Source organism: Streptomyces sp. NPDC048106, assembly GCF_040706415.1.
In the GTDB taxonomy this organism is placed as follows: Bacteria; Actinomycetota; Actinomycetes; order Streptomycetales; family Streptomycetaceae; genus Streptomyces.
In genome coordinates this window covers 54,466-67,552 of sequence record NZ_JBEZND010000052.1, presented here as the reverse complement: position 1 = coordinate 67,552, position 13,087 = coordinate 54,466, and the positions used below count along the sequence as shown (strand labels likewise).

The 13,087-nt window shown below is 72.6% G+C and carries 13 protein-coding genes; 7 read left to right on the top strand and 6 right to left on the bottom strand.

Annotation, left to right across the window (positions count from 1 at the left end; translation table 11 throughout):
* The first annotated feature begins 146 nt into the window (after positions 1 to 146).
* A complete protein-coding gene (locus tag AB0927_RS35860; RefSeq protein WP_366672016.1) occupies positions 147 to 1,025 on the top strand; it encodes a DMT family transporter in 879 nt (292 codons plus the stop codon).
* A 12-nt stretch (positions 1,026 to 1,037) separates the two neighbouring features.
* Here the strand turns inward: AB0927_RS35860 and AB0927_RS35855 are convergent, their stop codons facing one another.
* Complete coding sequence (locus tag AB0927_RS35855; RefSeq protein WP_366672019.1) at positions 1,038 to 2,090, bottom strand: cytochrome P450; 1,053 nt, start codon at positions 2,088 to 2,090, stop codon at positions 1,038 to 1,040.
* A 155-nt stretch (positions 2,091 to 2,245) separates the two neighbouring features.
* A complete protein-coding gene (locus tag AB0927_RS35850; protein ID WP_359070958.1) occupies positions 2,246 to 2,326 on the bottom strand; it encodes a tryptorubin family RiPP precursor in 81 nt (26 codons plus the stop codon).
* A 454-nt stretch (positions 2,327 to 2,780) separates the two neighbouring features.
* Here AB0927_RS35850 and AB0927_RS35845 point away from each other — a divergent pair, with 454 nt between their 5' ends.
* A complete protein-coding gene (locus AB0927_RS35845; protein ID WP_366672015.1) occupies positions 2,781 to 4,004 on the top strand; it encodes a hypothetical protein in 1,224 nt (407 codons plus the stop codon).
* A gap of 93 nt (positions 4,005 to 4,097) precedes the next feature.
* Here AB0927_RS35845 and AB0927_RS35840 read toward each other — a convergent pair whose 3' ends face one another.
* Both AB0927_RS35840 and AB0927_RS35835 read right to left on the bottom strand, forming a co-directional pair.
* The gene (locus tag AB0927_RS35840; protein ID WP_366672014.1) at positions 4,098 to 4,469 is read right to left on the bottom strand and encodes a hypothetical protein; all 372 of its coding nucleotides are present in this window, start codon (positions 4,467 to 4,469) and stop codon (positions 4,098 to 4,100) included.
* A gap of 206 nt (positions 4,470 to 4,675) precedes the next feature.
* The gene (locus AB0927_RS35835; protein WP_366672013.1) at positions 4,676 to 5,548 is read right to left on the bottom strand and encodes an SGNH/GDSL hydrolase family protein; all 873 of its coding nucleotides are present in this window, start codon (positions 5,546 to 5,548) and stop codon (positions 4,676 to 4,678) included.
* Positions 5,549 to 6,083: 535 nt separating this feature from the next.
* Between AB0927_RS35835 and AB0927_RS35830 the strand changes: the two genes are divergently transcribed.
* A complete protein-coding gene (locus AB0927_RS35830) occupies positions 6,084 to 6,857 on the top strand; it encodes a GNAT family N-acetyltransferase (RefSeq protein ID WP_366672012.1) in 774 nt (257 codons plus the stop codon).
* Positions 6,858 to 6,867: 10 nt separating this feature from the next.
* On the opposite strand, the gene AB0927_RS35825 is transcribed toward AB0927_RS35830, so the two are convergent.
* On the bottom strand, positions 6,868 to 7,725 hold the full coding sequence (locus AB0927_RS35825) for an alpha/beta hydrolase (RefSeq protein ID WP_366672011.1): 858 nt from the start codon (positions 7,723 to 7,725) through the stop codon (positions 6,868 to 6,870).
* A gap of 115 nt (positions 7,726 to 7,840) precedes the next feature.
* On the opposite strand from AB0927_RS35825, the gene AB0927_RS35820 reads away from it, so the two are divergent.
* Positions 7,841 to 8,440, top strand: coding sequence for a TetR/AcrR family transcriptional regulator (locus AB0927_RS35820; RefSeq protein WP_366672010.1), 600 nt, complete (start codon positions 7,841 to 7,843; stop codon positions 8,438 to 8,440).
* A 205-nt stretch (positions 8,441 to 8,645) separates the two neighbouring features.
* Here the strand turns inward: AB0927_RS35820 and AB0927_RS35815 are convergent, their stop codons facing one another.
* Positions 8,646 to 9,356 carry a GPR1/FUN34/YaaH family transporter gene (locus AB0927_RS35815; RefSeq protein WP_366672009.1) on the bottom strand — a complete coding sequence of 237 codons (711 nt, stop codon included), beginning with the start codon at positions 9,354 to 9,356 and terminating at the stop codon, positions 8,646 to 8,648.
* 221 nt (positions 9,357 to 9,577) lie between these two features.
* Between AB0927_RS35815 and AB0927_RS35810 the strand changes: the two genes are divergently transcribed.
* From AB0927_RS35810 to efeB, 3 genes are all read left to right on the top strand, one after another.
* Positions 9,578 to 10,342, top strand: a complete 765-nt coding sequence (locus AB0927_RS35810) for a polysaccharide deacetylase family protein (RefSeq protein ID WP_366672008.1) — start codon at positions 9,578 to 9,580, stop codon at positions 10,340 to 10,342.
* A 172-nt stretch (positions 10,343 to 10,514) separates the two neighbouring features.
* Positions 10,515 to 11,708, top strand: a complete 1,194-nt coding sequence (locus tag AB0927_RS35805) for an EfeM/EfeO family lipoprotein (RefSeq protein WP_366672007.1) — start codon at positions 10,515 to 10,517, stop codon at positions 11,706 to 11,708.
* Positions 11,705 to 12,931, top strand: coding sequence for an iron uptake transporter deferrochelatase/peroxidase subunit (gene efeB / locus AB0927_RS35800; protein WP_366672006.1), 1,227 nt, complete (start codon positions 11,705 to 11,707; stop codon positions 12,929 to 12,931). Before AB0927_RS35805 ends, efeB begins: the two co-directional genes overlap by 4 nt.
* The last annotated feature ends 156 nt before the right edge of the window (positions 12,932 to 13,087 follow it).

Here is a 13,087-nt window from a genome sequence, read left to right as displayed (position 1 = left end):
CCCCGTCCCCCTCTCCCCCACGCCCGGTCCGGCCCTGGATCAACTGCTTGACGAGGCGCACGAGTTCGGCACGCGCCGCGCGGTGGTCTTCCGTAGGCTGAGGAAGGCTCCTCGGGAAGACATCACCGCAGGCAGGAGAGACCGCCGTGATCGAACTGGCCGCGGCGTTCGCCGTCGCCGGGGCGGCGAGCAACGCCGTCGGCACCGCGTTCCAGCGCAAGGCCGCCTCCGCGAGCAGCCGTGGCGGCATCCGGCTGCTCGCCGAGCTGGTGCGCCGGCCGTTCTGGATGGCCGGCATGGCCGGTGTGATCGGCGCCGCCCTCTTCCAGAGCCTGGCCCTGGTCAACGGACCGCTGGCGCTGGTCCAGCCGCTGTTCATCCTGGAGCTGCCCTTCGCGCTGCTGGTCGCCGCCCCGCTGATGCACCGGCGACTGCCCGGCTCGGGCTGGTGGGGCGTCGCGGGCTGTGTGGCGGGGCTCGCCGTGCTGCTGGTCGCGGCCGCGCCGCACGGAGCGCTCGACGAGGCCCCGCTGACCCGGTGGATCCCGGCGCTGTGCCTGTGCGTCGGCGCCATGGCCGCCGCCGTGCTCCTCGCCGCCCCCGGGCGACCGGCGGCCCGGCGCGCCGCGCTGCTGGCCGCCGCCTCCGCCATCGGCAACGCGCTGACCGCGGCGCTGCTGAAGTCGGCATCGGGCACGTTCGCCGACCAGGGCTTCACGGCGTTCCTGCGGTCATGGCAGACATACGGCTTCGCGCTCGCCGGGGTGGCCGCCGTACTGCTCCTGGAGAACTCGCTCCAGGCGGGCCCGCTGGCCGCCGCCCAGCCCGCGCTGACCATCGGTGACGCGGTGGTCAGCCTGGCCCTCGGCATCGCCCTGTTCCACGAGCGGATCCGCACGGGCTGGTGGCTGGTGCCGGAGGCGGGCGGCGCGCTCATGATCGTGGCGGGCGTGCTGGTGCTCAGCCGGGCCGTGCAGCAGATCACGGTGGTCCGGGTGCCGGCCGAGAAGGAGGCCTCGACCTGAGCGCGCCGGGGGTCAGCTGGGACGTACGAGCCGTACGTCGTCCACGCCGAGCAGCCCGAGGAGGGGCACCTTGGCGACCCGCTGGGCGGGGTCGACCACGAGCCCGGCTTCGCGGATCCGGTCGAGCAGCAGTTCGGCCAGCGGCATGACCATGTGCCGGCCCCAGCAGCGCTCCGAGGAATGGCCGAAGGGCAGGTAGCCGGGGGTGGCCTCGGGGTCCAGGTGGTCCCAGCGTTCGGGGCGGAAGGCGTCGGGCTCGTCCCACAGGGCCGGGTCGCGGTGGGAGAGCAGGGGCAGCAGCAGGACGTCGTCCCGGGCGCCGATCCGGTCGTCGATGGCCGGGTACTCGGGCGAGGCGTTGCGCAGCAGGTTCCAGGAGGGCGGCAGCAGGCGCAGGGACTCGTAGACGATGTTCCGGTTCGGGGTGCCCTCGGCGAAGGGCGCGCCCAGCCAGAGCGCGTTGGCGACCAGGGTGGAGACGGTGAAGCAGACCGGGGCGGCCGCCCTGCGGTACATGCCCATGGCGTAGCGGCGGTCGTGGTAGCCCCGCGCGTGTGCGGTCCGCTCGCCGAGGGCGGTGAGCCGGTCGCCGGGGCGGGGCCGGCCGGGCAGCGCGGCGCCGACCGCGATCACCGACCAGGTGAGCTTGGGGGTGAGTTCCAGGGTGCGGCTCATCAGCATCCGCAGCCGCCGGGGGTCTCGGCCGAGGATGAGGTCGCGCAGGAAGAGGTGGCCGGTCAGCGGCCAGGAGCCGGTGAGGTCGACGTCCTCGGGCACGGGCCCGGCGAGGGCCTCGCGGACGTCGTTGCCTATGGTGCGGGTGACCTGGGAGGCCTCGGAGCGGCTGATGGAGCGCCCTTGCAGCGGCTTGAAGGTGGGGCGTTCGACCTCGGTCGCGCGGCGCGCGGCGAGGATGCGGTCGGCGACCTCGGGTCCGGCGACGCCGATGGTGTCGGGTTCCAGCCGGAAGACGTCCTGGCCCAGGTGGTCGCGGATGAGCGCGGCGAGCCGCGGGGCGAGCACGGTGGTGCGCGTACGCGCTGTGGATGACGGCGACGGCGGCATGGCGGACGCTCCGGAGGCGACGACGGGGGCGAGGACGGGCCGGGAGGGGCGGCCGAGGGGGGGCATGCCGCGGCGGGACAGCGCTGCCCGGCCCGCCCCGTGAGGAGCACGGCCGGACAACGATGTCAAGCGCGGTGCGGTACAGCGGTGCGCCGTCAGTACCAGAGGTACCAGGCGTTCGCCTTCAGGCTCTTGCTGGCCGCGACCTTGTTGCGAATGGCGAAGAGAAGCTTCATCACTGCACCTCCTATCGGGGTGGGCGGGTGACGCGTGTCGTCCGGTGCGAGACCATGAAGATCACGTGTCGGTGGCTCCCGGAAGCTTCCCTTGATCAGTCGTCGGATAATCCCGGACGAACACAACTAGCCTTTCATGTAATTGAATTCGGTCATTTTCCTGTCATCGGTGTTCCGGTTCGACTCGACGCCGACGCGAGCGGCCACGGCATCGGCCCGATGTGCCGTCCGGGCTGCTGACGGGCGGTGCCGGCCGTCCGCATGCCGGACGGCGCGATGACCGGAGCGGACGGGCGGGTGGTCACACCTCCGGGGGTCGGGCGGCCACAGATTGGCCGAATGTGGACACCCTTTTACGCACCACGCCGCACCAAATGTCGCTGTTCGTATTCTTATCTTCCTTATCGTGCGGGATGTCGGACGGATCGAAGGTCCCGGTCGAGGAGGCGTTGGCGTGGCGACGAGTGGAATCAGCCGCCGGAGCGTGGCGCGCCTGGGCCTCGGCGCCGGCCTCGGCGCGGCCGCCACCGCGCTGACCGGATGCGGCGGCGGGGGGCACTCCGGTTCGGCCGGACCCGGCGGGCAGCGGCAGGCGCCCCGGCTCATCGGTGACGGCTCCACCTCGTACACCGGCCGGCAGCCGAACCAGCCGGACGCGCCCGCCCCGCTCGAACCGGGCGAGACCCCGCCGCAGTTCGTGGTGTTCTCCTGGGACGGCGCGGGCGAACTCGGCACCGGGCTCTTCCCGCGCTTCCTGGAACTGGCCCGCGAACACGACGCCCGGATGACCTTCTTCCTGTCCGGCCTCTATCTGCTGCCGGAGGACAAGAAGCGGCTGTACCGGCCGCCGAACAACCCGGTCGGCGCCTCGGACATCGGCTATCTCACCGACGAGCACATCCGGCAGACCCTGAAGTACGTGCGCCAGGCATGGCTCGACGGGCACGAGATCGGCACCCACTTCAACGGGCACTTCTGCGAGGGATCGGGCTCGGTGGCCGACTGGACCCCGGCGCAGTGGCACTCGGAGATCGAACAGGCCCGGTCCTTCGTCAAGTCCTGGCGGACGAACACCGGTTGGCGCGACGAGCCGCCGCTCCCCTTCGACTACGACAAGGAACTCGTCGGCGGCCGCACGCCCTGTCTGCTCGGCCAGGAGAACCTGCTGCCGGCCGCGCGGGCACTGGGCTGGCGGTACGACGCCTCGTCGCCGGGCGGGGTGCAGCGCTGGCCGCGCAAGCGGGGCGGCCTGTGGGATCTGCCGTTGCAGGGCATCCCGTTCCCCGGGCGCGGCTTCGAGGTGCTGTCCATGGACTGGAACATGCTGGCCAACCAGTCCGTGAACGCCACGCGGGCGCCGTCGTACAACTACCCCTACTGGCGCGCCCAGACCTCGCAGGCGTACATGGCGGGGTTCGACCGGGCCTACGAGACGAACCGCGCGCCGCTGTTCATCGGCAACCACTTCGAGCAGTGGAACGGCGGCATCTACATGGACGCGGTCGAGGAGGCGCTGCGGCAGATCGCCGGGCGGCCGGAGGTGCGGCTGGTGTCCTTCCGGCAGTTCGTGGACTGGCTCGACGCCCAGGAGCCGGCGATCCTGGCACGGCTGCGCACCCTGGAGGTCGGCGAGAAGCCGCCGGGCGGCTGGAGTTCGTTCCTGCGTCCGGTCAGGTAGGACCGGCGCGGGTGCGCGGCGAGACGGCCCTCCCGCCGGCCTGGCCGGCCGGACCGGAGGGCCGCCCGACCGTCCTGCGACCGGCCGACGACCTCAGTTGATCCCGAAGGTCTGCTGCTGCTCGGACTCCTCGTTGACCTCCAGCCCGTCGGCCGAGGAGGTCAGGTGTGATCCGTCATCGAAGAGAAGGTCGACGTTGAAGTTGAACCGCCATGTGTCGTCACCCACCGGGTCCACCCGGAGCAGGACGGTCCCGCCGCGGAGCTCGTCCTTGCCGGTGTGGTTGAGGACCGGGATGTTGTAGGGGCCGGTGTTCGTGTGGTCGTTGAACGGGCCGAAGGTGTTCGAGACGCGGGCCGTCATCCCGCCCCTGTTGTCACGGACCTCGATCGTGATGTTGGTGTCGTGGTCCTTGTTCTCGTCGTTGGTGTGGAACGACACCGTGGCCTCTTGCAGGACCGTCATGTTCCCCTCACTAGCCTAGGGCCGCGCCCCGGCCGTGGCAGCCGGGGCGTGACCGTTATTTCCCGAGTGTGACCGCGGGAACCCGCAGGAGAGTGGGGGCTGTTGAGGTGAAGGACGCGAGGCCGGGGTGCGCGCCGGATCCCGCGCCGGTCGGCCCTCGCGGCGACGGCGCGGTGATCCGGCGGCTCGTGCCGCGCGGGTGTTCGTCAGCCGAGGCCCATGACGCTCATGGTGCGCTCGGCCATGCGCTGCTCGCCGAGCGCGTTGGGGTGGACGGGCACGATGTTCGAGCCGAACAGCAGCGGCTCGATCCACCGGGTGCCCGCGGCCTGGCACGCGTCGTGTCCGTCGGACGCCTGCGAGAAGTCCACGAACGTGGCCCCGGTCTCCTGGGCGGCGCGCTGGACGACGGAGTTGAGGTGGGCCTGCAGGGCGCGCAGGTAGGGGATGTCACCGGAGGCGATCGGCAGCTTGACGAAGCAGGAGGCGTCGAAGCTGGTGGGCACGATCCAGGGGTAACCCAGCACCGCCACACGCGCGTTGGGCGCCTTGGCCCGAAGCGTGGTCAGGGCGCTCTTCAGCGCGGGGTAGGTGTTCGCGTCGATCGCGTCGTCGAAGGACGTCCCGTACTTGTCCTTGCAGGGGTGGCCGAAGCCCACGGTGCCGAGGCCCGCGGTGCCGCAGTCGACGATGGCGTTCAGGAAGGTGCTGTTGTCGTTGCCGCCGATGGTCAGCGTCACCAGGTCGGTGTTCGCGTTGACGGCGTCCAACTGCGGTGCCACGCCCGAGTACTGGGACTCGGTGAAGTCCTTGGTCTCGGCGCCGCCGCAGGTGACGTCGGTCAGCGAGGCGCCGGTGGCCTGCGCGATGACGTGCGGGTAGTTCACGGTCGAACGCAGGCAGAGCAGATTGCTGGTGTCGATCGGCGTCACGCCCGAGCCCGCGCTGTAACTGTCGCCGAGGGCGGCGTAGTCGAGGGGAGTCGCGGCATGGGCGGGGGCGGCGGTGAGGCCGAGGGCCAGCGTGCCGGCGAGTGCGGACACCGCGGCGGCGACACGGCGCAGGGCAGGGGTGGGCATGAGTGGGGTGCTCCCTCTTCTACGCGACTGGTGCGGGGCAGGGGGTGGCTCCGGCTGCCGGGGGCGGGCGGGGCGCGCACAACGACGGCCGTGGAGCGGGGAGTTGCGGTACTACCAGCGAGTTCTACCGCTAGGTAATGTGCGGGCGGCTGATCGCCCAGTCAACATCGCCGACCGAAGTTCTTGAAATGCCCATGCAGAGTGTGTGCGGAAATACCGTCAGGGCAGGAGGACTTGGGGCCGACCACAAGGAGTCCCAGGTCTTGCCATCCCCACCCGGCGATGGCAAGATCCGTTCAGCTCGAACCGAGCGGCCTTGTCACTCTCACTTCTCCCTGAAGGACTGAAGTCCATGGTTACGGCGTCCCGCAGCGGCCGCCGTCGGAACTGAGCCCCCTGCCCCCGCGGCAGCGCGCTCGCGTTCCCACGCTCTCCTCACGGCGGCCCGACGACGCGGTGTCCCGCACACCGCCACCTCGCTCACCGAGGTGACCACTCGTACGCATCACCGCTTTCACCGTGAGGACTTCTCAGCGTGTACACCGATGTCCAGAGCTTTGCCGTCGCCCATCTCCTGCGCCGCCCGGCGGCCTGCCGAGTGGGCGGCTTCGTCGTGGGATTCGATCCGGCCACGACGAGCCCGTACGTCAACTACGCCACCCCCGTCCCCGGCGCCGAGCCCACCGACGCGGAGGTGGCGGACCTGATCGACGCGTTCCGCACGCGCGGCCTCACGCCCCGGCTGGAGTTCGCGCCGGACGCCGCCCCACGGGTCGAACCGGCGCTCCGGCGGGCCGGGTTCGCGACGGAGGCGGTGCACGAGTACCTGGTCTGCACGCCCGCGACGCTCACCGTCCCGGATGCCTCGCCGGAGCCGGGGGCCCGGCCCCGTCTCCGGGTGGAGGCGCCGCGCTCGGACGAGGACTACACCGCGCTCGACACGGCGCTCGCCGAGGCGTTCGACGGTGCGTGGGCCCCGTCCCCGGAGGGCGCGGCCCGGTTGCGGCGCACCGAGGAGGGCGGCGGGGCGGTCCGCTTCGTCCGCGCCGAGGACGGCGGCTGTGCGGGCGGCGCCCTGTGCTCGGCCCCCGCCGAAGGCACGGCGGAGCTGGCGGGCGTCGGCACGCTGCCCGCCTACCGGGGCCGGGGCATCGCCGCGGCGGTCACCGCGACCCTGGCCGGGACGCTGTTCGCCCGGGGCGCCCGGACCGTGTGGCTGGAGTACTCGGGCGAGGGCTCGCGCCGGGTGTACGAACGCGTCGGCTTCCGGCCCGGCGGCACCCGGCTGTATCTGACGCACCAGGGCTGAGGGGAGTGGGTCACCCCCTGCCGCCCTCTCCCGGCAGGGGGTTGTCCTCGACGAAGCGGCGGATCTCGTCGACGAGGCCCTCGGGATTGTCCAGTGGGACCAGGGTGCGGGCGTCGGGGATCTCCACGTAGCGGGAGTCCGGGAGCAGCCCGGCCAGGCGGCGGCCGGTCTCCGGCGGCATCATCCGGTCCTCGGCGCCCCAGGCGACAAGGGCGGGGCGGGTGAAGGAGGGAAGGTGGCCGGCCGCCTCCAGATAGCAGTCCTTGCGGGTGGAGCGCAGGAACTTGGCGAAGTCACGCCGGATATGACGATTCGTCAGCAAGGGCGTGTACCAGCGGGCGATCAGCTCTTTCGGCAGCGGGCGCTTGGCCATGCCGCCGAGCGAGGTCTGCATCCGGGCCAGGAACGGAAAGCGGAAGGCCTGGACGAGGAGGAAGAGCCCGCCGGGAATCCTGCTCGCCGCGTGGAGGGTGCGGCCCTGCGTGCCGGGCGGGTAGTTGTCCAGGGCCTCGCAGGAGGTGAGGACGAGCCGGGCGATGCGCTCGTCTCTGACGCCGACGAGGAGTTGGGCGGTGCCGGTGTCGTTCTGCACGACGGTGACGTCGCGCAGGTCGAGACGGTCCATGAACTCGGCGAGGAGACGGGCGACGCCGTGCGCGGAGAGGTCGGCGTCCGGGCGCATCGGGCGGCGGTGGCTGCCGACCGGGAGCACCGGGACCAGGACCCGGAAGTCCGGGCGCAGCGCCCGCGTCACCTCGGCCCAGACCGACTCGTCGAAACCGAGGCCGTGGACCAGGAGGAGGACGGGGCCGTCGCCCGCGGTGTCCTCGTAGTCGATGGTCCCCGCACTGAGCTCGATCTCCGGCATATCCGTGCCTCCGAACCGGTTGGCCGGCGCCCGCTCATGTCACTTGATAGATCGTTCTAGCGACAGAATAGCCGTCGACCGCTCGCCGGCAACCGGCTTTCCGGAGGTTCGACCCGTGAACGACGGCAGGACGACCAGCACCCATGAGACGCGGCAGCGCATCGTGCGCGCCGGCATCGAGCTGTTCCGGCGCTCGGGCTACACCGGCACGGGCATGAAGCAGATCGCCGAGGCGGCCGAGGCGCCGTTCGGTTCGATCTACCACTTCTTCCCGGGCGGCAAGGTCCAGTTGGCCGAGGAGGTGATCCGCACGTCGGGCGCCGTGTACCTGGACCTCGTCGCCGCCCTCATGACCGCGCACGAGGACTGTGTCGTCGCCACCGCCGACGCCTTCACCGCCGCCGCGGGCACCCTCGTCGAACTGGACTTCGCCGACCCCTGCCCCATCGCCACGGTCGCCCTGGAGGTGGCCAGCACCAACGAGCCGCTGCGCCAGGCAACTTCGGAGGTCTTCGAGAGCTGGGTCACCCGCCTCGCCGCCTCCTACACCGCGGGCGGCATCCCCGCTCCCCTCGCCCGCGAGACGGCCACCTCCGTCATCGCCCTCCTGGAAGGCGCCTTCATGCTGGCCCGCGCGGCGCGCAGCACGGCGCCGGTGCTGGCGGCGAGCAAGGCGGCCGCGGCGATCGTGCGGGCGGCGCTGGCCGGGGAATGAACGGCGCGGTCGCGCCCGGCGGTTCACCCCGCCCGCCACCGGAGCCGCGCCCGACCCCGGCGCACCGGCCCCGTCCGGCCTCCCGTCACACCGGCCCCCGTCACACCGATCCCGTCCGGCCTCCCGTCACACCGGCCCCCGTCACACCGGTCCCGTCCGGCCCTCCGTCACACCGGCCCCCGTCCGGCCCCGTCACCCCGGCCCCTCAGAGCTGCCTCCGCACCCCCGCCTCCCGCTCCGCCTGCTCCAACTGGTGGCCCAGATCGCCCTGGAGGGAGGTGCGGGCCCGGCCGCGTCGGCCGAGGGGGAGGACGGTGCGTTGGGCGGTGTCCTCCAGGAGGAGGGCGAAGCCGCCGTACAGGGCGAACGCGGAGAGGAAGACACCGAACCAGCCTGCCGTGGTGCCCAGGACCGGCCCGCCGCCGGCCTCGTACGCGCCGGTCAGGGCGAAGCGGCCCGCGCCGATCAGCAGCAGGACGCCGAAGAGCGGCTTGCCGGGAAGCGCGGCCACGAAGAGGACCAGCATCAGCGGGGTGATCACGAGCACGAACACCGCGAGGGCCGGGCTGCGCTGTCCCGGTGCTCCGAGCAGGGTGACCAGGGAGGTGCCCGCCCAGGTGGCGCCCAGCACGCACAGGGCGCAGGCCGCTCCGCCGTCCCGGGCGAAGAAGGCAAGCGTGCCCGCGAGCAGTTCCAGGGGCACCACGAACACCAGGATCAGCAGCGTCAGCGGCACCGTCTGGGCCAGGGGCACCCAGTGCAGTTGCTGCGCGGACAGCAGCACACTGCCGGTGCCGAAGGCGAAGACGCCCAGCGGCAGGCTGCTGGCCAGCGGCCTGAGCATGATCCTGGTCAGGGATTCGGGCCGGGGCGGCCCGGCCTGCGTGTCGTGCGTCCCCGCTCCTGGTGGCGGCATCCGGATCACCCCGTCCGTCGGGCTTCGTGCCGTGCGTGTACGTCACGGGGTACCCCGCCGGAGCCGGTGCGTGCCCCCGCGCCGCCGAAGGCCTGGTTCAGGCCCTGTCGCGGAATTGTCCTTGATCGGTAACAGCGGGAGCGCGGACGGCCTCCCCGCCGTCCTCACAGGTGCAGCGGACGACACGAGCCGGGGACACGGCGGGGAGCAGGGGCGGACACATGGCACGGCACGCGGGGCGGGGATGGTACGGCCGGATGATCGGGGCGGCGATCGGGGTCACGGCGGTGACGGCCGCCGCCTCGGTGTGGACCGCGCAGGCGGGGCAGGGCGTGGACGCGCCGGCCGCGTCGGCGCGCCACACCGCGCCGAAGGTGGTGGCCGTGTCCCCCGTGATCGCCCACTCCTCGGACGGCGGCGCGCACGCCGTCAACATCACCATCGACGACGGGCCCGACCCGACCTGGACCCCGCAGGTGCTCCAGGTGCTGCGGGAGAACGGCGTCAAGGCGACCTTCTGCATGGTCGGCCCCGAGGCGCAGGCGCACCCGGACCTCGTCAAGCAGGTGGTCGCGGCCGGGCACCGGCTGTGCGACCACACCGTGTCGCACGACACCGGCATGGACCACAAGGCCGAGTCCTACCAGTCGCAGCAGATCCTGGACGCCGAGCGGCAGATCACCGAGGCGTCCGGGGGCGTCCGTCCGATGTACTACCGGGCGCCGGGCGGCGCGTTCACCCCGTACAGCCGGCAGCTCGCCGCCTCGCACGGGATGCGTCCGCTGGGCTGGAACGTCGACTCCAAGGACTTCGAGCGGCCCGGCACGGACGTCATCGTCTCCACCGTCAAGAGCGAGCTGGCCAACGGGCCCACCCTGCTCTTCCACGACGCGGGCGGCGACCGTTCCCAGACGGTGGCCGCGCTGCGCACCCTGCTGCCGTGGCTGAAGCAGCAGGGCTACGGCTTCGGCTTCCCGGTGCGCTGAACGGGCCGGCCCCGGCGGCCGGCCCACCGGCCGGTGAACCCACGGGAAATTCTTGGCCACCGAGCACCCCGGACGGGTGTTCGGTTCCCGTCGGGTGTCTACGATGAGGCCGTCCCGTCGGCGATCAACGTGCCGCGCGGATGCCTGCGTACGTCGTCCGGAAAGGCTCAGCATGCCGTTGCCCCGCCTCGGCACGCGGTCGCGTCGTCTCCGGACGGCGCCGGCCGTGTTCCTCGTCATCGCCGTGGCCCTCGCCCTGGTGGCCCTGTACTCCGGCGGCTCCGGGGCCACCAAGACCGCCGGCCGGCGTCTCGTCGTCGAGGTCTCCGAGAGCCACTGCGGGCGGGGCTGGACCCGGCCCGAGCCCGGGGTGCAGACCTTCGACCTGCACAACACCTCCGACGGCGCCGTCGAGGTGTATCTGGAGGACCCGGGCACCCACGCGGTGTACGGCGAGGTGGAGGGCATCGGCCCCGGCACCAGGCGCCAGTTGACGGTCCGGGTGGGCAAGGGCGCGTACGCCTTCATGTGCGTGCCCGACGACGCCGACGCCGTCACCGGCCCCACCGTCCGCGTCACCGGCGGGCGGCGCGGCCCCGGCGCCACGCCGGTCACCCAGCACGACCTGATCCCGCCCGCGCTCGCCTACCAGAAGTGGGTGGGCGGTGGACTCGCCACGGCCGTACGGCTGTCGGCCGTGCTCCGGGACGCGATCGACCGCGGCGACCTCGCCGCCGCCCGCTCGGCCTGGCTGCCGGCGCACCTCCAGTACGAGCGCCTCGGAGCGGCGTACGACGCCTTCGGCGACGCGGACGGCAGGATCAACGGAACCGACGCCGGACTGCCCGGCGGGGTGCGCGACGCGGGCTTCACCGGGTTCCACCGCATCGAATACGGCCTGTGGCACGGCGAGTCGGCGAGCGGGCTGCGCGCCCCGGCGGCGGCGCTGGTCAAGGCGCTCACCGAACTGCGCGACAGCTGGGCGCAGAGCCGCATGGACCCCGCCCAACTCGGGCTGCGCGCACACGAGATCCTGGAGAACACCGTGCGGTTCGAGCTGACCGGCCGCACCGACTTCGGCAGCGGCAGCAATCTCGCCACCGCCCGCGCCAACCTCGACGGCACCCGCGAGGTGCTGTCCCGGATCCGTCCGCTGCTCACCACCCGCTATGCCGATCTGTCGGGCCTGGAGCGGGAGTTGACGCAGGCCGACGACACCCTGGACGGGTTCCGGCACGACGGGCGCTGGACCCCGCTCGACCAACTGACCCGCGCCCAGCGGGAGCGGACCGACTCCGTGCTCGGCGGCCTCGTGGAGCGGCTGGCGTCGGTGGCGACCCTGTGCGACCCCCGGAGGACCGTGTGAGCACCGCCGAACGACCCCATGGACTCGCCCGGCGCGGTTTCCTGCGCGGCGCCGCCCTCACCGGCGCGGGCCTCGCCACCAGCGCCGCCGCCCCCGGCTCGGCCGCGACCGAGCCGGCCGCCGCCCTCGCGCCGTTCCACGGCGTCCACCAGGCCTCGGCGATCGCCGCCCCCCGCCGCACCTGTGTGTTCGCCTCCCTCGACGTGACCGCCGACGGCCGCGCCCAACTCGCCGAGGTGCTGCGCACGTTGACCGACCGGGCCCGGCTGCTCACCTCCGGCGGCACGCCGGACCCGGTGGGCGTCACCGGTCCGCCCGCCGACTCGGGCATCCTCGGCGACCGGATCCCCGGCGGGCGGTTGGCCGTCACCGTGGGCGTCGGCGCCTCGCTGTTCGACGACCGGTTCGGGCTCGCCGCGCTCAAACCCAGACGGCTGACCGCCATGCCCGCCTTCCCCGACGACGACCTCAGGCCCGAGTGGTGCCACGGCGACCTCAGCCTCCAACTGCACGCCGACGACCCGGACACCACCCTGCACGCGCTGCGCGACATCACCCGGCACACCCGGGGCGGCATCCAGGTCCGCTGGCGGATGGACGGCTTCTCCAGCCCGCCCCGGCCCTCCGGCACCCCGCGCAACCTGCTCGGTTTCCGGGACGGCATCGCCAACCCGGACACCACCAGCGCCCGCGAGATGGACCGACTGATCTGGGTGGACCGGGACTCGGGCGAACCGGACTGGGCCGTCGGCGGCAGCTACCAGGTCGTACGGCTGATCCGGATGCTCGTGGAGTTCTGGGACCGGGTCTCGCTCGGCGAGCAGGAGCGGATGATCGGCCGGTCCCGCTCCACCGGCGCGCCGCTGGACGGCGACCGCGAGCACGACACGCCGAAGTACGCCGACGACCCCAAGGGCGACGTCATCCCCCTGGACGCGCACATCCGGCTGGCCAACCCGCGCACCCCGGCCACCGCCCGCCAGCGTCTGCTGCGCCGTGCCTACAACTACGACCGGGGCATGGACGACAACGGCGACCTCGACATGGGTCTGCTGTTCTCCTGCTACCAGCAGGACCTCGTACGGCAGTTCGCGACCGTGCAGCACCGGCTGGCCGGCGAGCCGCTGACCGACTACATCAGCCCGTTCGGCGGCGGCTACTTCTTCGCGCTGCCCGGGGTGCGCGATGCCCAGGACTGGTACGGACGCGCCCTGTTCGCCTGACGTGTCCGGCCGGCCGATCGGCCGGCCGGGTCGTAATCCCATGCCTGACCTGCGAGTTCACCCGAACCTGTCCGGGCGACCCGACGGCCTGTTTGGTCAACACACCGTCAAGCTTTCCCCCAGGTTCCCTGACCCGGTGTTCATCCACGCGCCATC